The 19,882-nt window shown below is 65.5% G+C and carries 17 protein-coding genes, 1 tRNA gene and 3 pseudogenes; 14 read left to right on the plus strand and 7 right to left on the minus strand.

From position 1 onward, the window contains the following. Positions 1-133: pseudogene (locus tag ABQJ48_RS03395) on the plus strand (ABC transporter ATP-binding protein); the annotation flags it as partial. Positions 134-230: 97 nt separating this feature from the next. Here ABQJ48_RS03395 and ABQJ48_RS03400 read toward each other — a convergent pair. The 3 genes from ABQJ48_RS03400 to ABQJ48_RS03410 form a co-directional block, all read right to left on the minus strand. Then, on the minus strand, positions 231-701 hold the full coding sequence (locus ABQJ48_RS03400; protein WP_367835995.1) for a GNAT family acetyltransferase: 471 nt from the start codon (positions 699-701) through the stop codon (positions 231-233). Between the two features lie 18 nt (positions 702-719). After that, the gene (locus tag ABQJ48_RS03405) at positions 720-1,904 is read right to left on the minus strand and encodes an acetylornithine transaminase (protein ID WP_367835996.1); all 1,185 of its coding nucleotides are present in this window, start codon (positions 1,902-1,904) and stop codon (positions 720-722) included. A 369-nt stretch (positions 1,905-2,273) separates the two neighbouring features. Next, positions 2,274-3,305: a CDP-6-deoxy-delta-3,4-glucoseen reductase gene (locus tag ABQJ48_RS03410; RefSeq protein WP_367835997.1), complete on the minus strand. Its 1,032-nt coding sequence runs from the start codon at positions 3,303-3,305 to the stop codon at positions 2,274-2,276. Between the two features lie 93 nt (positions 3,306-3,398). Here ABQJ48_RS03410 and ABQJ48_RS03415 point away from each other — a divergent pair, with 93 nt between their 5' ends. Then, complete coding sequence (locus ABQJ48_RS03415) at positions 3,399-4,448, plus strand: NAD-dependent epimerase/dehydratase family protein (RefSeq protein WP_367835999.1); 1,050 nt, start codon at positions 3,399-3,401, stop codon at positions 4,446-4,448. 310 nt (positions 4,449-4,758) lie between these two features. Here ABQJ48_RS03415 and ABQJ48_RS03420 read toward each other — a convergent pair whose 3' ends face one another. Together ABQJ48_RS03420 and ABQJ48_RS03425 are read right to left on the minus strand one after the other, a co-directional pair. Beyond that, positions 4,759-4,947: a hypothetical protein gene (locus ABQJ48_RS03420; RefSeq protein ID WP_367836000.1), complete on the minus strand. Its 189-nt coding sequence runs from the start codon at positions 4,945-4,947 to the stop codon at positions 4,759-4,761. Between the two features lie 166 nt (positions 4,948-5,113). Beyond that, positions 5,114-5,824, minus strand: a complete 711-nt coding sequence (locus tag ABQJ48_RS03425) for a pseudouridine synthase (RefSeq protein ID WP_367836002.1) — start codon at positions 5,822-5,824, stop codon at positions 5,114-5,116. A 93-nt stretch (positions 5,825-5,917) separates the two neighbouring features. Here ABQJ48_RS03425 and ABQJ48_RS03430 point away from each other — a divergent pair, with 93 nt between their 5' ends. The 10 genes and pseudogenes from ABQJ48_RS03430 (at position 5,918) to ABQJ48_RS03475 (ending at position 16,946) form a co-directional block, all read left to right on the plus strand. Beyond that, positions 5,918-7,165 carry an MFS transporter gene (locus ABQJ48_RS03430; RefSeq protein ID WP_367836003.1) on the plus strand — a complete coding sequence of 416 codons (1,248 nt, stop codon included), beginning with the start codon at positions 5,918-5,920 and terminating at the stop codon, positions 7,163-7,165. A gap of 1 nt (position 7,166) precedes the next feature. Then, the gene (locus ABQJ48_RS03435; RefSeq protein ID WP_367836004.1) at positions 7,167-7,340 is read left to right on the plus strand and encodes a hypothetical protein; all 174 of its coding nucleotides are present in this window, start codon (positions 7,167-7,169) and stop codon (positions 7,338-7,340) included. Further along, positions 7,337-8,311 (plus strand): MurR/RpiR family transcriptional regulator, encoded by a 975-nt coding sequence (locus ABQJ48_RS03440; protein WP_367836005.1) that lies wholly within the window; start codon positions 7,337-7,339, stop codon positions 8,309-8,311. Before ABQJ48_RS03435 ends, ABQJ48_RS03440 begins: the two co-directional genes overlap by 4 nt. Beyond that, entirely contained in the window at positions 8,308-9,303 is a 996-nt protein-coding gene (locus ABQJ48_RS03445; protein ID WP_367836006.1) for an isoaspartyl peptidase/L-asparaginase family protein, read from the plus strand. The genes ABQJ48_RS03440 and ABQJ48_RS03445 overlap by 4 nt, the downstream gene beginning before the upstream one ends. An 86-nt stretch (positions 9,304-9,389) precedes the next feature. After that, positions 9,390-11,312 (plus strand): dipeptide ABC transporter ATP-binding protein, encoded by a 1,923-nt coding sequence (locus ABQJ48_RS03450; RefSeq protein WP_367836007.1) that lies wholly within the window; start codon positions 9,390-9,392, stop codon positions 11,310-11,312. Between the two features lie 168 nt (positions 11,313-11,480). Next, positions 11,481-13,043 carry a glutathione ABC transporter substrate-binding protein GsiB gene (gene gsiB / locus ABQJ48_RS03455; RefSeq protein WP_367836008.1) on the plus strand — a complete coding sequence of 521 codons (1,563 nt, stop codon included), beginning with the start codon at positions 11,481-11,483 and terminating at the stop codon, positions 13,041-13,043. A gap of 133 nt (positions 13,044-13,176) precedes the next feature. Next, entirely contained in the window at positions 13,177-14,097 is a 921-nt protein-coding gene (gsiC, locus tag ABQJ48_RS03460) for a glutathione ABC transporter permease GsiC (protein ID WP_367836009.1), read from the plus strand. 7 nt (positions 14,098-14,104) lie between these two features. Further along, positions 14,105-15,010, plus strand: a pseudogene (gene gsiD / locus ABQJ48_RS03465) (glutathione ABC transporter permease GsiD). Continuing rightward, positions 15,007-16,113 carry a DmpA family aminopeptidase gene (locus ABQJ48_RS03470; protein WP_367836010.1) on the plus strand — a complete coding sequence of 369 codons (1,107 nt, stop codon included), beginning with the start codon at positions 15,007-15,009 and terminating at the stop codon, positions 16,111-16,113. The pseudogene gsiD and the gene ABQJ48_RS03470 overlap by 4 nt, the downstream one beginning before the upstream one ends. Then, positions 16,113-16,946, plus strand: coding sequence for a M55 family metallopeptidase (locus tag ABQJ48_RS03475; protein WP_367836012.1), 834 nt, complete (start codon positions 16,113-16,115; stop codon positions 16,944-16,946). Before ABQJ48_RS03470 ends, ABQJ48_RS03475 begins: the two co-directional genes overlap by 1 nt. 287 nt (positions 16,947-17,233) lie before the next feature. Here the strand turns inward: ABQJ48_RS03475 and ABQJ48_RS03480 are convergent, their stop codons facing one another. Then, on the minus strand, positions 17,234-18,148 hold the full coding sequence (locus ABQJ48_RS03480; RefSeq protein ID WP_367836013.1) for an alpha/beta fold hydrolase: 915 nt from the start codon (positions 18,146-18,148) through the stop codon (positions 17,234-17,236). A 155-nt stretch (positions 18,149-18,303) separates the two neighbouring features. Between ABQJ48_RS03480 and ABQJ48_RS03485 the strand changes: the two are divergent. Next, a pseudogene (locus tag ABQJ48_RS03485) lies at positions 18,304-18,728 on the plus strand (aromatic amino acid transporter AroP); the annotation flags it as partial. Positions 18,729-18,903: 175 nt separating this feature from the next. Here the strand turns inward: ABQJ48_RS03485 and ABQJ48_RS03490 are convergent. Beyond that, a tRNA-Leu gene (locus ABQJ48_RS03490) sits at positions 18,904-18,988 on the minus strand. Between the two features lie 559 nt (positions 18,989-19,547). Here ABQJ48_RS03490 and ABQJ48_RS03495 point away from each other — a divergent pair. Beyond that, positions 19,548-19,850: a YkgJ family cysteine cluster protein gene (locus tag ABQJ48_RS03495; RefSeq protein ID WP_367836509.1), complete on the plus strand. Its 303-nt coding sequence runs from the start codon at positions 19,548-19,550 to the stop codon at positions 19,848-19,850. The last annotated feature ends 32 nt before the right edge of the window (positions 19,851-19,882 follow it).

Genomic DNA, 19,882 nt, shown 5'->3' on the forward strand with positions numbered 1-19,882 from the left:
GCAGAACGCGCGCCTCGCATTGCAGGCGGCTAACCGCGGCTATGTGATGGACTCGGGTCTGGTCACGATGTCCGGCGACGCGAAGCAGATGCTGGACGATCCTAAGGTGCGCGCGGCTTATCTAGGCGAATGAGTGGGTGAATGAGTGGGTGAATAAGCAGCCGTACCGATGAAAAAAGGCCGCATGCGAGAGATCGCATGCGGCCTTTGCCATTCAGGCGTGCCGCGGATCAGGCCGCCGGCGCCGAATCCGCCAATGCGCCAAGGCGCTTGCCAAGACTGACCACCGGATCGGCGCGATACCCGAGCGCCTCGTAAAACGCGCGCAACCCGGCCTTCGCCGACAATATCTGCAAATTCAGCTTCGGGCAGCCGCGCTCGCTCAACGCCTGTTCCACCTGTGCGACGAGGCGCGCGCCGATGCCATGCCGACGCAGCGACTCCTGTACCGCGAGCGAGTACATCCAGCCACGGTGCCCGTCGTAGCCGCCCATCACCGTGCCGACGACGCGCTCGTCGAGCACCGCGACAAAGAACAGCTCCGGCTGCGTCGCCAGCTTGTTGGTAATCGACAGATGCGCATTGCGCTGCGGCCTCGTCGGGTCGCGGTACTCGGGAAACGCTTGCTGCCACAGCGCGACCACCGCATCGGTATCGCGTGTGTCGAAGCGGCGGATGGCCGGGGTGGCGCGCGTCGTCATCAGCGTGCTCCGCTTCGATTACAGCGTGTCGAGGATCGAACGCAGCATCGCCATCATCTGGTCGATCTCTTCGTTCGTCACGTTCAGGGCCGGCATGAAGCGCAACAGGTTCGGACGCGCCGCATTCAACAGCACGCCGTCGGGTTGCATGTCGCGCGCCTTCTCGACGATCTGTGGGCCGGTGTCCTTGTCGAGCAGCAACGCACGCAGCAGACCTTCGCCGCGTTCGCCGCGGAAGCCGCGCTCGGCCGACAACTCCAGCAGCTTCGCGCGCAGGTACTCGCCGCGCGCCCGGACGCCTTCGAGAAAGCCCGGGGCGGTCAGTTGCGAGATCACCGAATAGCCGACCGCGGTCATCAGCGGATTGCCGTTGTAGGTGCCGCCCTGATCGCCGGCTTCGAACACCGCGACCTCGGCCTTCGACAACAGCGCCGCGAGCGGCACGCCGCCGCCGATGCCCTTGCCGAGCGTCATGATGTCCGGCTCGATGCCCGACAGCTCATAGGCGAACAGCGTGCCCGCACGGCCGCAGCCGCTTTGCACTTCGTCGACGATCAGCAGCAGGTTGTGCCTGGTCGTCAGCTCGCGCAGTTGTTGCATGAATTCGCGCGATGCGGGTATCACGCCGCCTTCGCCCTGAATCGGTTCGAGCATCACGGCGACCGTCTTCGCATTGATGAGCTTTTCCACCGATGCAATGTCGTTCAGCTCGGCCTTCGGGAAGCCCGCCACTTGCGGCGCGTAGATGGTGTCCCAGCCCGGCTTGCCGCTCGCCGACATGGTGGCGAGTGTACGGCCGTGGAAGCTGTGATCGAACGTGATGATTTCGAACGCGCCGTCCTTGAACTTTCTGCCCCACTTGCGCGCGAGCTTGATCGCGCCTTCGTTCGCTTCCGCGCCGCTGTTGGCGAAAAACACCTTGTCGAAGCAGCTGTGTTGCGTGAGGAGACCCGCGAGTCGCGCCATCGGCTCGTTGTAGAAGGCCGGCGACGGATTGATTAGCAGCTTCGCCTGCTGGTTCAGCGCTTCGATCATGCCGTCGTTGCAATGGCCGAGACTGTTGACCGCCCAGCCCTGGATGAAGTCGAGATAGCGCTTGCCCTGATTGTCGTAGAGCCAGGAGCCCTTGCCATGCGTGAAAACGATGTCGGGCCGGTTCGTGATGTACATCAGCGACTCGATTGGATACTCATTGAAATTCATGACGGCGGGCTCCAGGCAACAGGGTGAAAGCAGGTGAAAGGGGATGATGAGCAGGCCGAAGATCAAACTGCGGCCGGAAAAACGAAAAGCCACGGCATGCCGTGGCTTTCATGATTCGAACAGCTTGCGCCTTTGTATGGCGCGAATCCGTGACGAAGCCAGCGGCGCCCCTAGGGGAGCGGCGAGCGGCGACGTCGGAGTTCGGACCGGATACGGTTCATGCGCGAAAGAATACGACAGGCAAAGCGCCGGTGTAAACCATGAATTTGCACCGAGGCACGTGAAAGCGAAGTTCGGCGCGCCCGCTTGGTGCTGACCGCTGGTGCTGGAAACGGTCTCATCGACATGGGGACGAGACCGTTCGTTTGCTCAAATCGCGTTGGCCAGGTCCGCCTCGCTCGTGAACGAGTCCGCGTAGAACTCCTCTTCTGGCAGGCCGTGATGCAGCGTGAAATCGCGTTGCGCCGATTCGACCATCACCGGCGCGCCGCACGCGTACACCTGGTACGCCGACAGATCGGGCAGGTCTTCGATCACCGCGCGATGCACGAAACCGACCCGGCCGGTCCACGCGTCGCTCGGGTCCGGTTCGGACAGCACGGGCACGAACTTGAAGTTGGGAATCTCGCCCGCCCATTGTTCAGCCAGATCGAGCAAGTACAGATCCTTCTTTCGACGCGCGCCCCAGTACAACGTCATCGGCCGCTCGAGGTTCTTGAACGCCGCGTGCTCGACGATCGCCTTGAGCGGCGCGAAGCCCGTTCCCGACGCGAGCAGCACGATCGGCTTATCCGAGTCTTCGCGCAGGAAGAAGGTGCCGAGCGGTGCTTCGAAGCGCAGGATGTCGCGCTCTTTCATCGTGTTGAACACGTGATCCGTGAAGGCGCCGCCGGGCATGTGACGGATGTGCAGTTCGATCGGGCCTTCCGTATGCGGCGCGTTTGCCATCGAATAGCTGCGGCGCTTGCCGTCCTTCAGGATGAATTCGAGGTACTGCCCGGCAAGGTATTGCAGACGTTCGTTGGCGGGCAGTTGCAGCCTAAGGACGATGACGTCGTCGGCCTTGCGCTCGATCGCGTTCACGCGGCACGGCAGCTTCTTGACCTGCACGTCGCCGACACCGGCTACTTCGCGGATGTCCACTTCCAGATCGGAGCAGGCGGTCGCGCAGCACAGCAGCGCCATGCCGCGCGTCTTTTCGTCGTTCGACAACGCCGACGACGAATGCGCGCGCTGTTCTATCTCGCCGCTCGCTATGGTGCCCTTGCACGAGCCGCAGGCGCCGTTCTTGCAGCCATACGGCAGGCCGATGCCCTGACGCAAGGCCGCGCTCAGCACAGGTTCGTCCGGTTCCACCTGAAACTGCCGGCCGCTTTGCCGGAGCTTGACGTTAAATGCCATAGAGTGTTCGAAATAGTAAGTCGGGAATCGTTATCGGACCGGCCGCTCAACCGCGCGCTACCTGCCGCGCTTGACGGCTACAATGCGTCCACCATGAATGCGACACGAAACTTCCGCCGGCCGCGCGTGTTGATCGTAGGATGCGGCGATGTCGGCATGCGCTGCGTGCCTTTGCTGCAACCGCGCGCGCATGTTTTCGCACTGACCAGTCATGCTGAACGCAGCGCCGAATTGCGCGCGCTGGGCGTGACGCCGCTGGTCGGCGATCTCGACGTGCGCAGCAGCCTGAAGCGGCTCACGGGCCTGGCTCTTACGGTGCTGCATCTCGCCCCGCCGCAGAAAACGGGCGACGAGGACCGCCGCACCCGCGCGTTGCTCGCGACACTGAGCGCGCGACGCGCTGTGGCGCGGCGCATCGCGCGTGCGGCGGTGAGGCCGGCAGTCTCGCTGACAGGGCGCTTGCGCCACGCGTCGCTCTCCGTTCGTGCCTCGTGGGCGCTCTCTGAAACAGCCGATATTGTACCCGACGGGGTGCGCCGGTTTGCCGGTTTGCGGGCGCCCGTGCGTCTCGTGTATGCGAGCACGACGGGGGTCTATGGCGATTGCGGGGGCGCGTGGATCGACGAAACGCGCGCAACGCATCCCGCGAACGCGCGCGCCAAACGCCGGGTGTCGGCCGAGCGGCAGTTGCGGCGCGCAAGCGCGCGTGGCAGCGTCGCGGCGAGCATCGCGCGGATTCCGGGCATCTACGCGGGCAACCGTCTGCCGCTCGCGCGGCTCGAAAAGGGGACGCCCGCGCTGATCGACGCGGACGACGTCTACACCAATCACATTCATGCCGACGACCTGGCCGCGATTCTCGTGCGCCTCGCGACGCACGGCAAGCCGGCGCGCGCGATTCACGCATCCGACGACTCGTCGCTGAAGATGGGCGAGTACTTCGATGCGGTAGCCGATGCGTTCGGCCTGCCGCGCGCGCCGCGCATCACGCGCGCCGAAGCGGAGGAGCGGATCGATCCGAGCCTGCTGTCGTTCATGCGCGAATCGAGGCGCCTCTTGAACCGGCGTCTGAAGGACGAGTTGCGCGTGCGGTTGCGCTATCCGAGCGTGGCGGACTTTCTACGTGAGGCGGGCGCGAAGTAGCAAGGCCAGGCGACGCGACGCTGTCAAGCGACGGGCTGAAGTCAGGACGTGAAGCCAGGACGTAAAAGCGAAGGGCTAAAGCGAGGACGAAAAGCGCAGAGGTCGGCGGACGGCGCGCCGGGGCGACGGTGCTGAAAGCGCTGTGCCAAGTGCGCGCAAATGCGCGACAAACGCCGCGCAAAAGCGAGGCGCCAATCCAGCAAGAACCGCACACCCGCACGACCCAAGCCCGGCAAACGCTCACCGGGCCAAGCATTGCCCGGCGCAATTGCAGCGTGCGTCGGGCTCGCGGCTCCCGCTCCTCGCCGGCTCAGGTCAGCGACGGCAGGAATTCCAGCAGCAGGAAGCACAGCATCCCGCCAATCAAAGCGCCGATCAGGTTCGGATGGTACTTGTGGCGCAGCCGCATGACGATGAGCATGCCGCCGACCACCAACAGTCCGAGGCATGTGAACGCGATCATCACTTGCGAGCTCGCGATATTGTCGCCGATAAGCATGGCGCCCCTCCTTGTCAGCTTTTGTAGGTATTTATGTGGACAAGTATAGGGCGAGGTGAAAGAAACACCATGCTGCGCTGCAGCGCTCCCAGCACGGTTTGCGCCATCCATCTGCAGGCGCGCGGGCTTTCTTTGTTCAATCAAGACCTTGCGCACGGCTAGCGGTTTACCCCCTCCGTAAAGAACCGAGGTCGGTTGCGTCGAGCCATTGCCAGGTGCCGGGCGCGAGCGTCGCCGGCAACTCCAGTCCGCCGATCCGCTCGCGATGCAGCGCATCGCAACGGTTGCCGGCCGCCGCGATCATCCGCTTGACCTGGTGATACTTGCCTTCCATCACGGTGAGCGCAAGCGTGTGAGCATCGCGTGCTTCGGCGTCGAGCGCGGCAACCGGTTTCGTCTCACCGTGCAGCAACACGCCGCCGCGTAGCGCGCTCAGTTGCGCGTCGTCGAGCGGGTGACGCGTAGTCGCGATGTACAGCTTCGGCACCTTGCGTTTTGGCGACGTGAACTGGTGCACGAACTTGCCGTCGTCGGAGAGTAGCAGCAGGCCAGTCGTGTCCTGGTCGAGCCGGCCCACGCATTGCACGCCGCGCTCGGCGAACTGCGGCGGCAACAGGCTGAACACGCTCGGATGATGCTGCGGCTCGCGCGAACACTCGTACCCGGCGGGCTTGTTCAGCAGCACATACGCATGCTCGCGATACGGCCACACGACCTCGTCTACGCTGAAGTGAAGGCCGTCGTCGCAAGTCGGGAAATCGGCGTCGGCGTCGGTGCAGACCACGCCGCCGATGCTCACCCGAGCGTCGGCAATCAGCGCGCGGCATTGACGGCGTGAGCCGAAGCCTTGGGTGAAGAGGATGCTTTCGAGATTCATGGCGAGCGAAGAATAACACCGCAAGAACCGGAGCGCCGCGCAGCGGGGGACGAACGACCATGGTGTTCCGAATCGCGCCGCAGGAGTTCTCCCATGCATGTCCCGCCATCGTCCGCGCTTCGTTTGCCTGCCGCGTTCCAGCGGCTCGCCTGGTCGAACCTCGCGGCGCAATCGGCGGAGCAGATCAGTCTTGCCGCCGCGCCGCTCGTCGCAGTGTTCGCGCTCGGCGCCGATGCGCATGGCACCGGGCTGTTGCAAACCGCGCAGACGCTGCCGTTCCTGTTGCTGTCGATACCGCTCGGCGTATGGGCCGACCGCCGCTCGCGCCGCCTGCTGATGACGCTCGCCGAAAGCATGCGCGCATTTGCGATGCTGTGCGTGCTGCTGCTCGTGACGACGCATGCGCTGAGTCTGCCGCTGCTCGCCGCGCTCGGCTTCATCGCGGCGACTGGAACCGTGGCGTACAACGTCGCGGCGCCTTCGCTAGTGCCGTCGATCGTGCCCCGCGAAGCCTATGCGAGCGCCAACGGCCGGCTCGAGCTCGCGCGCAGCGTCGCCTATTCGGCGGGGCCCGCGCTGGGAGGCCTGCTGGTCGGCTGGATCGGCGCGGGCTGGGCCCACGGTTGCGCGGCGGCGCAATCGGCGCTGGCCGTCTCCTTGCTGGCCGGACTGCGCGAACCGCCGCGCGCCGCAGCGCCCGCGCGTCACTTCATGCTGGAACTGCGCGACGGTACGCGCTTCGTGCTGCACGACGCGCTGCTGCGGCCGATGCTCGCGACCGCCGTGTTCTTCAACCTCGGCTTCTTCATCCTGCAAGCGGTGTATGTGCCGTATGCGGTGCATCGGTTGGGGCTGAGCGCGTCGGCGGTCAGGGTGACGCTTGGCGCTTACGGTGGCGGCATGGTGTGCGGCGCGTTGGCCGCGCCCGCCATCGCCCGGCGCCTCGCGTTCGGCCGCGTGCTGGTAATCGGGCCGTCGTGCGGTTTGCTGGCGTCGCTCGTGATGGTGGCGACGCTCGTCGCGCCGTCGTTCTGGCTCGCGACGGCGAGCTTCTTCCTGCTCGGTGCCGGGCCGATTCTGTGGGTGGTTGGCTCGACGACGCTGCGCCAGGCGATCACGCCTGCGCGGATGATGGGCCGCGTGTCGGCGTTAATCAGCACCGCCACCTACGGCGCGCGCCCAGTCGGCGCGCTGCTCGGCACGCTGATGAGTGCGCGCTGGAACGTCGACGCGTGCCTGGTCGCCGCGGCGGCCGCCTTTCTGGTGCAGGCGCTGATCATCTTCATGTCGCCGGCCGCGCGGCTCGCGTGCATCCCCGACGTCGATGCCGCGACCTGCTGACATGAAAACGCATTTTCATTGCGCTGCTCGCGAGCATCCAAAGCGGGTGTATCCAGTTCGCCGCGGATCAGTGAAAACCCTCGAAAATGAAAATGAATTTTTTTCTAAAGATTTTCCATGTAAATATAATTTCACGCCTTCCAACTACGACCGCCGCGCCCATCCGCTCGCATGATCCATCATCCGTCCGTCGCATCCAGTTCAGCCGAGCAGGCCATTGCCACGCGCATCGCCGCCGCGATGCCGACCCTCACGCCGATCCACCGGCGCATGGGCGACTACGTGCTGGCTAATCTGTTTCGCGCGGCGACCATGCGCATCGATGAACTGGCGAGCGTGGTCGGCGCCTCGGTCGCGACCGCCAATCGCTTTGCGCGCGCGCTCGGCTTCGACGGCTATCCGCAGTTTCGCGAGGCGCTGGTGCGCGGCTTCGAGGCCACGCTCGCGCCGGTCGAGCGCTTGCGCAGCGCGCAGGAATCGCTCGCGGCCGGCGACGATCTAATCGACGCGTCACTCGAGCAAGCGGCCAACAACCTGCACGCGACGCGCACGGCCATCGACCGCGCCGCCGCCGACGCCGCCGTCCAAGCCATCATCGCGGCGCGCCGTGTGTTCGTACTCGGCTACGGCGCGAGCGCGTTTCTCGCCGGCCTGATGGAACACGGCCTGATGCCGTATCACGACAACGTGCAGTCGCTGGCGCTGATCGGCGGTCCGTCGCATGCGGCGCGGCGTCTGTTCGCGTCCAACGAAGGCGATCTCGTGATCGGCATCGCGTTTCCGCGCTATGTCGAAGACACGATCGAACTCGCGCGCCGCGCAGCCAGCCAGGGCGCGCGCGTGCTCGCGCTGACCGATGGCCCGCGCTCGCCGCTCGCGCAGTTCGCCGATCTCTCGCTCTTTATTCACGCTGACCGGCGCCTTGCGTCGAACGCCGATTCGGCCGTGCTCGCGGTGATCGAAGCGTTGTGCGACGCGGTCGCATATCGCGCCAAACGCTCGGTGAAGGCGGCCGCCGACGTCAGCGAATTCGTGCTGCCGTGGCTCGTCGATCCGCAGTCGGGCGCGGCCTATGCAGCCGGCGACGCGCCGCGCGTCACGCGCGGCACTCCCCGAACCACTCGCACTACCAAAGCTAAACGATGAACTCCAACGCAGTCATTGCCATTCATGGCGGGGCAGGGACGATCCTGCGCGCGTCGATGTCGGCCAGCGCCGAGACCGAATACCAGGCGGCCTTGCACGCGGTATTGAGCACCGGCCAGCGCGTGCTGGCCGACGGCGGCAGCGCGCTCGACGCGGTCTGCGAAGCCGTGCGTCTGCTCGAAGACTGCCCGCTCTTCAATGCGGGACGCGGCGCCGTGTACACGGCGGCCGGCACGCACGAACTGGACGCGGCCATCATGGACGGCAGCACGCTGGAAGCCGGCGCGATCTGCTGCGTGAAGCGCGTGCGCAACCCGATTCTGGCGGCGCGCTGCGTGCTCGAACGCAGCGAGCACGTGCTGTTCACCGGCGCGGGCGCGGAGGCGTTCGCGGCCGCGCAAGGGCTCGAATTGGTCGAGCCGGCTTACTTCGATACCGAAGCGCGTCATCGTCAGTGGCTGCTCGCGCGCGATCAGCAGCGCGCGATGCTCGATCACGACGGCGCGTCGCTCGCCGCTACATCGTCGGCGAATAGCGACGATGAACCCGCGCCGCACGAACCGATCGATCCGAACCGCAAGTTCGGCACCGTCGGCGCGGTCGCGCTCGATCTGAACGGTCACGTGGCGGCGGCGACCTCGACCGGCGGCGTCACCAACAAGCAGCTCGGCCGCGTCGGCGACACGCCGCTGATCGGCGCGGGCTGCTACGCCGACGACGCGACCTGCGCCGTGTCGACCACAGGTTCCGGCGAGATGTTCATGCGCATGGTCGCCGCCTACGATGTCGCCGCACAAATGGCGTACCGCAACGTGTCGCTGCAAGACGCGGCGCACGACGTCGTGATGAACCGCCTGCCGAAGATCGACGGACGCGGCGGCCTGATCGCCGTCGATGCGCGCGGCAACGTCACGCTGCCATTCAATACCGAAGGCATGTACCGCGGTTTCGCGCGGCTGGGCGAAGCGCCGGTGACGGCGATTTATCGCTAGCGCGTGCGCCGCAACGCCGCTTGCAACCGTATCTGAACCCGCGCCAGAACCCGCGTTAGCCGCGTTCGACATTCAAAGGAACCACCGTGCCGAGCTCATCGCCCACTGCCCGTCCGCTTATCGAAACCTTGCCGCCGCAATGCGTGCTCGCGGTCGACGACCTGTCGGTCGCGTTCCGGCGCGGCGGTTCGACCTTTAACGCGGTGCGCAATCTGTCGCTGACGGTCGAGCGGGGCGAGACGCTGGCCATCGTCGGCGAATCGGGCTCGGGCAAATCGGTGACGTCGCTCGCGTTGATGCGGCTGATCGAGCACGGCGGTGGGCGCCTGGCCGGCGGCAGCATCGCATTCCGGCGCCGCGACGGCAGCGTGCTCGATCTCGCGAAGGCGTCGGCCGGCACGATGCGCGCGATTCGCGGCGCTGACATCGCGATGATCTTCCAGGAGCCGATGACCTCGCTCAATCCGGTCTTCACGGTGGGTGACCAGATCAGCGAAGCGATCGCACTGCATCAGGGCAAGAGCCGCCAGGCCGCGCATGCGGAAACGCGACGTTTACTGGAATTGGTTCGGATTCCTGAGGCTCGGCGCGTGGCGGCGCGCTTTCCGCATCAACTGTCGGGCGGCATGCGCCAGCGCGTGATGATCGCGATGGCGTTGTCCTGCAAGCCGGCGCTGCTGATCGCCGACGAGCCCACCACCGCGCTGGATGTGACGATTCAGGCGCAGATTCTGCAACTGATTCGCGGCCTGCAGGACGAGATGAACATGGGCGTGATCTTCATCACGCACGACATGGGCGTGGTCGCCGAAGTGGCCGATCGCGTGCTGGTGATGTACCGCGGCGAGAAGGTCGAAGAGGGCGCATCCGACGCGCTGTTCGCCGCGCCCTCGCATCCTTATACGAGGGCGTTGCTCGCGGCGGTGCCGCGTTTGGGCGCCATGCAGGGCACCGATCGGCCCGCGCGCTTCCCGATTCTCACCGTCGAACAAGCGGGATCGAGCGGCAGCGATCGAGCCGGGCGGCCCCCCGCCGCCGTGGCGATGCAAACGCAGCCGCTGGTGGAGCAAAGCACGCCGCCGATTCTGCGCGTGCGCGATCTGGTCACGCGCTTTCCGGTGCGCAGCGGTCTGTTCGGCAGGGTCACGGGCCGCGTGCATGCGGTCGAAAAAGTCAGCTTCGATCTGCGTCCCGGCGAAACGCTCGCGCTGGTCGGCGAATCGGGTTGCGGCAAGTCGACCACTGGGCGCTCGCTGCTGCGTCTCGTAGAAAGTCAAAGCGGTTCCATCGAATTTGGCGGCAAGGAAATCAGTTCGCTGACCGGGCCCGCGTTGCAGGCATTGCGCCGCGATATTCAGTTCATTTTCCAGGACCCGTTCGCGTCGCTCAATCCGCGTCTGACGGTCGGCTTCTCGATCATGGAGCCGCTGCTCGTGCATGGCGTCGCGCAAGGCGAAGAGGCCCAGGCGCGGGTCGCCTGGCTGCTCGAAAAAGTCGGCTTGCCGGCCGAGGCAGCGCGCCGTTATCCGCACGAATTCTCCGGCGGCCAGTGGCAACGCATCGCGATTGCCCGAGCGCTCGCATTGAATCCGAAAGTGGTGATCGCCGACGAATCCGTGTCCGCGCTCGACGTGTCGGTGCAGGCGCAGATCGTCAATCTGATGCTCGATCTGCAACGCGAACTCGGTGTCGCCTATCTGTTCATTTCGCACGACATGGCGGTGGTCGAGCGTGTCAGTCATCGCGTCGCCGTCATGTATCTCGGCCAGATCGTCGAGATCGGACCGCGCCGCGCAGTATTCGAAGCGCCGCAGCACCCGTACACGCGAAAGCTGATGGGCGCCGTGCCGGTGGCCGATCCGGCGCGCCGGCACGCGAGGCGCATGCTCGCCGCCGACGACATCCCCAGCCCGATCCGCGCACTCGACGACGAACCGGTCGTCGCGCCGCTCGTCGCGGTCGGAGCGGACCATTTCGTCGCGCAGCATCGGGTCGGCGGCGCTTATTGAGGCGACGACGCGACGGCCAAGACCGAAGCAGATAAGCGACGCAAATAAGCGACGCAAGCAAAGCAACAACAGAAGCAGAACACCGAAGCGCAAAGCAACGCAACGCAAAGCAAAGCGAGTCCTCTCGCAACCTCAACCTGTTTCACCTCGCAGCCTGGAGCCAACCTCATGAACCTGCTGGTCCCGTCTTCTCCGTTTCGTTTGCGCGCGCTGGTCAGCGGCGGCGCGGTAGTGTTCGCGATGCTCGCGGGCAATGCGGCGCACGCCGATACGACCGCCGTGATGGCCGTCGCAACCAATTTCACGTCGCTCGATCCGTACGACGCCAATGACACGCTGTCGCAAGCCGTCGCGAAGTCGTTCTACCAAGGTCTGTTCGGTTTCGACAAAGACATGAAGTTGATCAACGTGCTGGCCGATAGCTACGAAGCCAGCCCGGATGCCACGGTCTACACGTTCAAGCTGCGGCACGGCGTGAAGTTCCAGGACGGCACGGACTTCAACGCGGCCGCGGTGAAAGCGAACTTCGATCGCGTGACCGATCCGGCGAACAAGTTGAAGCGCTACAACATGTTCAGCCGCATCGAGAAGACCGAAGTGGTCGATCCGTACACGGTGCGGGTGACCCTCAAGGCGCCGTTCTCGGCTTTCGTCAACGTGCTCGCGCATCCGTCGGCGGTGATGATTTCGCCGGAAGCGCTGAAGAAGTACGGCAAGGACATCGCCTTTCATCCGGTCGGCACCGGACCGTTCGAGCTGGTGAAATGGGACCCGGCCGGCGATCTGACGGTGAAGAAGTTCGCCGGCTACTGGAAGAAGGGCTACCCGAAGATCGACGCGATCGACTGGAAGCCGGTGGTGGACAACAATACGCGCGCCGCGCTGATGCGCACCGGGGAAGCGGACTTTGCGTTCCAGGTGCCGTTCGAACAGGCCGCTCAATTGCAGTCGAGTTCGAAGGTCGAGCTGATCGCCGGGCCGTCCATCATTCAGCGCTACATCAGCCTGAACATGAACCAGAAGCCGTTCGACAACCCGAAGGTGCGGGAAGCGCTGAATTACGCGGTCAACAAGGAAGCGTTGTGCAAGGTCGCCTTCGCCGGCTACGCGACGCCCGCCGACGGCGTGGTGCCGCAAGGCGTCGACTATGCGGTGAAGCTCGGGCCCTGGCCGTACGACCCCGCGAAGGCGCGCGCACTGCTGAAGGAAGCAGGCTATCCGAACGGTTTCGAGACCACGCTGTGGTCCGGGTATAACTACTCGACCGCGCAGAAGGTGATCCAGTTCGTGCAGCAGCAACTCGCACAGGTCGGCATCAAGGCGCAGGTCGAAGCGCTCGAAGCCGGCCAGCGCGTCGCCAAGGTGGAGAGCGCGCAAGACCCGGCCACCGCGCCGGTGCGGATGTATTACTCGGGCTGGTCGTCGTCGACGGGCGAGGCGGACTGGGCCGTCACCCCGCTGCTCGCGTCGGTGTCGTTCCCGCCGAAGATGGTCAACACCGCGTACTACAGGAACGACACCGTCGACAGCGACCTGTCGAAGGCGCTGCTCACGACCGACCGCGCGCAGAAGGCCGCGCTCTACACCGACGCGCAGAAACGCATCTGGGCCGACGCGCCGTGGATCTTCCTCGTGAAGGAAAAGGTCGTGTATGCGCGCAGCAAGCGTCTGTCGGGCGCTTACGTCGCGCCCGACGGCTCGTTCAACTTCGACGAGATCGCGATCAAGTGACGAGCTGATGCGCTGACCGTGCGAACCCGGACGCCTCTGCTGTCGCAGTTGTTTCAGCAGCGCGCCGAACCGCACGGTCGCGATACCGCCGCAACGATTCGTCGTTGCCCGCATCATTGCCGGATTGGGTTACATGCTGAACTTCCTCGTCAAACGTCTTTTTGGCCTGCTGCCGACGCTGTTCATCGTCGCCGTGCTGGTGTTTCTGTTCGTGCATCTGCTGCCGGGCGATCCGGCGCGGCTTGCCGCCGGTCCCGAAGCGGACGAGGCGACCGTGGCGCTGGTGCGCGCCGACCTCGGCCTCGACCGGCCGATGCCGCAGCAGTTCGTCCACTTCTTCTGGCGCATCGCGCATGGCGACTTCGGCATCTCGACGCGCAGCAAGCGGCCGGTCAGCCAGGAAATCGCCGAGCGCTTCATGCCGACGCTGTGGCTGACCATTGCGAGCATGACGTGGGCGGTCGTGATCGGCATGGCGCTCGGCATCGTCTCGGCCGTGTGGCGCAACCGCTGGCCCGACCGGCTCGGCATGACGCTCGCGGTGTCGGGCATTTCGTTTCCCGCGTTCGCGCTTGGCATGCTGCTGATGGAGATTTTCTCGGTGAAGCTCGGCTGGCTGCCGATCGTCGGCGATGGTTCATGGCAGAGCTACGTGCTGCCGTCCCTCACGTTGGGCGCGGCTGTTGCGGCGGTGATGGCGCGCTTCACGCGGGCGTCTTTCGTGGAAGTGATGCACGAGGACTTCGTGCGCACTGCGCGCGCCAAGGGCGTGCCGGAGCGGCTCGTGATCGTCAAACACTGTCTGCGCAACGCGCTGATTCCGGTCGTCACGATGATGGGCCTGCAATTCGGCTTTCTGCTGGGCGGCTCGATCGTCGTCGAGGTGGTGTTCAATTGGCCAGGCCTCGGACGCCTGCTGGTGGACGCGGTATCGATGCGCGACTATCCGGTGATTCAGGCCGAAGTGCTGTTGTTCTCGCTGGAATTCGTCATCATCAACCTGGTCGTGGACGTGCTGTACGCCGTGATCAACCCGACCATCCGTTTCAAGTGAGGCCCGCATGAGCATCTCAGCAACCGAGGCGAGTGCGGCACGCGCCGCTATCGCGCAAAGCGCGATCCGCACGCCGTGGAGCGAGTTCTGGCGCAAATTCCGCAAGCAGCACGTGGCGCTGGCCGCGGGCATTTTCGTGCTGCTGCTGATTGCGGTGGCGATCGCCGCGCCGCACATCGTGCGCTATGACCCGGAGAATTTCTTCGACTACGACGCGCTGAACGCGGGACCGTCCGCCGCGCACTGGTTCGGCGTCGATTCGCTGGGCCGCGACATTTTCAGCCGCATTCTGGTGGGCTCGCGCATTTCCCTCGAAGCGGGCTTTCTGTCCGTGGCGATCGGCGCGTTGATCGGCACTTTGTTCGGACTGCTGGCCGGTTACTACGAAGGCTGGTGGGACCGCATCACGATGCGCGTGGCCGACGTACTGTTCGCGTTCCCCGGCATTTTGCTGGCGATCGGCGTGGTGGCGATTCTCGGCAACGGCATGATCAACGTGATCTGCGCGGTGGCGATCTTCAGCGTCCCCGCGTTCGCGCGGCTGGTGCGCGGCAATACGCTGATGCTCAAGCAGCTCACGTATATCGAAGCGGCGCGCAGCATCGGTGCGTCCGACTGGACCATCATCATGCGGCACATCTTGCCGGGCACGATTTCGTCGGTGGTGGTGTACTTCACCATGCGTATCGGCACCTCGATCATCACCGCCGCGAGTCTGTCGTTCCTCGGCCTGGGCGCGCAACCGCCCACTCCCGAGTGAGGCGCGATGCTCAACGAGGCGCGCGCCGATATGGTCACGGCGCCCCACATCGCGCTCTTTCCGAGTCTGGCGATTTTCCTGACCGTGCTGGCGTTCAACCTGCTCGGCGACGGCCTGCGCGACGCGCTCGACCCGAAGCTCGACCGGCCATGAGCGCGGCCGCTGATTCAGTGCTGCCCGCGCCGCATATCGGCACGTTGCCGGGCGGACCGCTCGGTACGATTGCCGATGTCGCCGGCGTGACGGTCGGCCATTGCACGCTCGACCAGGGTGCGCTGCAAACCGGCGTGACCGTGGTTCGTCCGCATGGTGGCGATCCGTTCATCGACAAGGTGCCGGCCGCGGCATCGGCGATCAACGGCTTCGGCAAAAGCATCGGACTCCTACAGGTGGAAGAGCTTGGCACGCTGGAGACGCCGATCGCGCTGACCAATACGTTCGGCGTCGGGGCGCTCGCGCAGGCGCAGATTCGTGCCGCGATCCGCGCGAATCCGCGGATCGGGCGCGATTGGCCGACGGTCAATCCGCTGGTGTTCGAATGCAATGACGGCTATCTGAACGACATCCAGGCGCTGGCCGTCACCGAACGGCATTTCGACCACGCATTCGACAACGCGAGTCCCCAGGTCGCGCGCGGCGCGCTCGGCGCGGGGCGGGGAATGTCGTGCTTCGATCTGAAGGGTGGCATCGGTACCGCGTCGCGCGTGATCGATGCGGCGGGACGCGGCTATACCGTCGGCGCCCTGGTGCTGGCGAACTTCGGCCGCCTGCCGATGCTGACGATCGACGGCATGCCGCTTGGCCGCGTGCTGGCCGAACGCGCCCGCGCAGCGCAGTCGGCGGCTGAAGCAGCGGCGGCTGGCGCTGCGCTCGCGAAGCCCGAGCAAGGCTCGATCATCATGATCGTCGCCACCGATGCGCCGCTCGACGCACGCCAGCTCAAGCGTTTAGCGTTGCGCGCGGCGGCCGGTCTCGCACGAAGCGGCTCAGTGTACGGCCACGGCAGCGGCGACATTGCGCTGGCGTTTTCAACGGCCTATACCGTGCCGCACGCGGCCGACTTCGTCGCGCTGCCGCCTCTGGTCGCCGACGCGCATCTGGACCCGCTGTTTCGCGCATGCGCGGACAGCGTCGAGCAGGCGATCGTCGATGCGTTGTGGAGCGCCGTTTCGGTGGCGGGCCGCGACGGTCATCGACGCTTGTCGCTGCACGACAGCGTGCCCGACCTCGCTCAACGACTGAAAGCCACTTGCTGATGAAAGTCCTGATTTCCGTCGATATCGAAGGCGTAGCTGGCGTCTTTCTTCCCGAGCAGACGCGTGCGGGCAATGGCGAATACGAAGCCGCGCGCCGCTGGATGACGCTCGAAGCCAACGCCGCGATCGAAGGCGCGTTCGAAGGCGGCGCCACCGAGGTTTGGGTCAACGATTCGCACGGCGGCTTTCGCAACCTGCTGCCCGACCTGCTCGATGCGCGCGCTCAGGTCGTGCTCGGCAAGCCGCGCACGCTGGGCATGATGGCGGGGCTCGAATATGGCGCGGCGCTCGTCTTCATGATCGGCTATCACGCGATGTCGCAAACGCGCGGCGTCCTCGCGCACACGATCAACAGCTTTGCGTTCGCGCGCGTGTCGTTCGACGGCGTGGAGCTTGGCGAGGCGGGCGTGTACGGTGCGTTGGCAGAAGAATATGGCGCACAGGTGGTGCTTTTATCCGGCGACGATGTCTTCGCAGAACAAACCGCGCTGCGTTTTCCGCATGCGCGGTTCGTCATCACGAAGCGCGCGACCGGGCATGGAAGCGGGGTCACGCAATCGCCGGCGAGCGCGCGCGCGGCGCTCAGGAGCGCCGCGCGGGAGGTGCTGCAGCAGCACCTAGCCGATGCTTGTGCGCCGCACGCTATGCGTGCCGACGCCAAGCCGGTCGAGTGCGAGCTGCGCGCGCAGACCAGCGCGCTCGCCGATCTGTTCTGCCAATGGCCGACACTCACGCGCGTCGACGCACTGACGTTGCGCTTTAGCGCGGCGTCGGCCGAGCATGCGGTGCGGATGCTGAACTGCCTGTCGGCGATGTCGTTCATGCTGCGGTAGCCGTAGCGGTCCCCACGCGACGTGGTGAGCGCGAAGCACGAGCTCGCGTTGCCGCCGAAGATCCAGTGGGCGCAGGCCAGGGGCTTTAGCCGGTATCTGCTGCGGGCAGTGCTCAACAGTCGAAGGGGACGAGGTCGTCCAACTGCCGACCACGAATCTGCGCTGAGCGCTGCGGTAGACCATGCGCGTTCGAAGGCGCGCTCAGGCCGTGCCCGAGGACGCGCGGCGGCAAGCGCCGACGATCGCCGATGATCGCGCACGCGTGGCGCGCATCCCCACCTGCCACGTTACGGGTGCCGGCTCAGCTGCCGCGCCGCACGGTCGATCACATCGGCAATCGCGCCCGCATGCGAGACCGGCGCGAGATGGCTCGACGCGATCGGCACGATCATCGCGCCCATTCGGTCGGCCATGAATTTCTGCACTTCGGGCGAGACCGCGCGGTCTCGGGTCGTCAGCACGTACCACGACGGCTTTTCTTTCCAGCCGAGCTGGCTCACTGTCTCGCTGAACGCCTTCGCGGCGATCGGCACTTGCGCGGCGCTGAGCACGCGGGTCAGGTTCTCGGGCACGTCTGCGGCGAAGTCCGCGTGATACCGGCCACGATCGAGCCACAGAAAGCCGCTCGAGTCCGTGATCGTGGCCTCGCCCGCGGCCATCGGCGGGCCGCGCTTGAGCAGGTCCATCGACGACTCGCCCAACGTCGGCGCAATCGCGGCCACGTACACGAGGCCCGCGACGTTCGGCGCGTTCGCGCCCGCTTCGGTGATCACGACGCCGCCCCACGAATGGCCGACCAGTATCGTGGGACCATCCTGGCGCGCGAGCACGCGTCGGGTCGCGGCGACGTCGTCGGCGAGCGACGTGAGCGGGTTCTGCACCGAGCTCACGTGATAGCCCTTGCGCTGCAGTTTCGCGATCACGCCGTTCCAGCTCGACCCGTCGACGAACGCGCCGTGAACCAGCACCACATTGCGCACCGGGCCGCTGATCGGCGCCGCGGCAGCTGCGGCCGGCGCGGTGGCGGCAGGCGCGGGCGCGGGCATCGGTGCCGGCATCGGCGTGGGCACTTGGGGCGCGCTCGCTTGCGGGGCGGGCTCGTCGGCCGGCGCGGACGCGGGCGCCGCTGTTTGCCCGACCGCGCCGGCCGCAGCGAAGCAGAGACACCAGGCGGCGGCGCAAAGCAGACTTTTGAGCGACATGTCGAATCTCCGCAGACTCAAGTTCGAGTAGGCGACCATACCGAAGCGCCACGCGGGTGACAATCACAAACGTCCGCGTTAAGTGCGGCGCAGAACTAACGCGGGTTGATCCCAGTATTTAGGCTGTTTCGGGCGAGGTAAAATTATCTGTTTTGCCCGGCCGGCTGATGAGGGTCGATCGGCGCGGCGTGCCGTACATGGCGGTTGGTTTGTCGGCGCTCGCGACGTTCACCTGCGTGATCTATCTGATTCCGGCCGAAGCGCTCGGCCTGCTGATGGCGCTGGTGGTCGCAGCATTGGTGCTGAACTGGGCGCTGATTAGCCTCACGCATCTGAAGTCGCGCAAGGCGATGATGGCGGCCGGCGAAACGCTCTCGTATTCAAGTCGTTCTGGTTTCCGGTCAGCAACTGGATCTGCCTGGCGTTCATGGGGCTGATTCTCGTGATTCTCGCGATGACGCCCGGTCTGTCCATCTCGGTGTTGCTGGTGCCGATGTGGTTGATGGCCATGTGGGGCGGCTATGTGTTCAAGCGTCGGCGGGCACAAGCGCGGCTTGGCGTGCGAGTAGCGGGGCGATGAGGATTTCGAGGCAGCGTGGGCGGCGGGTTTTGCGTTCGCGCTGCCTGGTTTGATGCGAGGTTGTTGCGCTCGATGCCATCTCGCGGGCAGAGGAATGCAGCGGCCAGAAGCGACAAACCCCGCGGGCAGCAAGCGCTGGCGGGGTTCGAGGAAAAACGGAGTCGATACAGTTCTTTGGTGCCCAGGGCCGGAATCGAACCGGCACGCCTTGCGGCGGGGGATTTTGAGTCCCCTGCGTCTACCAATTTCACCACCTGGGCAGGTCCTGCAGCGTACGCGTCAGAAAGATGGCGCGTAGCGAAGACGCAGATTATGGCCGAAAATCCGACGACGGGCAAGCCAGTTGCTTGCACGCCGCGCGCAGTGCTCGCAGCGTGCGAGGGTCGGCTGGCCGAGAGAGCGATCGACCATCCTCGCGATCTTGCGCAGTTGAATACGAAGGATGGCGTCGACCGTGTGCGCTATATCTGGCGAGCGGATCACGGCGGAACAACGTTCGGGCCACGGTGCTCATTAGCGGTTCGCGTCGGTTCGCTGCAGTTGCGCAGCCGGCGGACGCTGTGTCCGCCAGGATCGGCTGGACACCGTGAGTCGAACGCCAGGCCGTCTGTCGCGCACGGCCTCCCGGGCGTTCAGCTTCAGCGAGAGATTCACGGCACGATTGCATGGAAACGGTCGCGCGCAAATGCGGTGGCACAATGCGGTTCTGGCCAGGCGTTGAGTGTTTTCGGGATCAGGAAGAGTGCCGTGAGTGATGTACCCAATAGCGTACCTAAGAGCGTGCAGCAGATTGCAAAGACAAACGCGCCGGACGGCGTCGTGACGCGCGAGTCGCCGTTTCACGTAGCCGGTCATGCATGCCGCCCCGACTGCGGCGCGTGCTGTATCGCGCCGTCGATTTCGGGTCCCATCCCCGGCATGCCAGAAGGCAAGCCGGCCGGCGTGCGTTGCGTGCAACTCGGCGACGACTTGCGCTGCGCGATCTTTGGCCGCCCCGAGCGACCGGCATGTTGCTCCGGCCTACAGCCGCAATCCGACATGTGCGGGACGAACCGTGCCGAAGCGCTCGCATGGCTCACGTGGCTCGAAGTGCAAACTCAGCCGCGAGCGGTCGCGCGGTAGTCGCGTGCTGCTCTGCTGTATTCCTATCGCGC

The organism is Paraburkholderia suaedae, assembly GCF_040812055.1.
Taxonomy (GTDB): domain Bacteria; phylum Pseudomonadota; class Gammaproteobacteria; order Burkholderiales; family Burkholderiaceae; genus Paraburkholderia.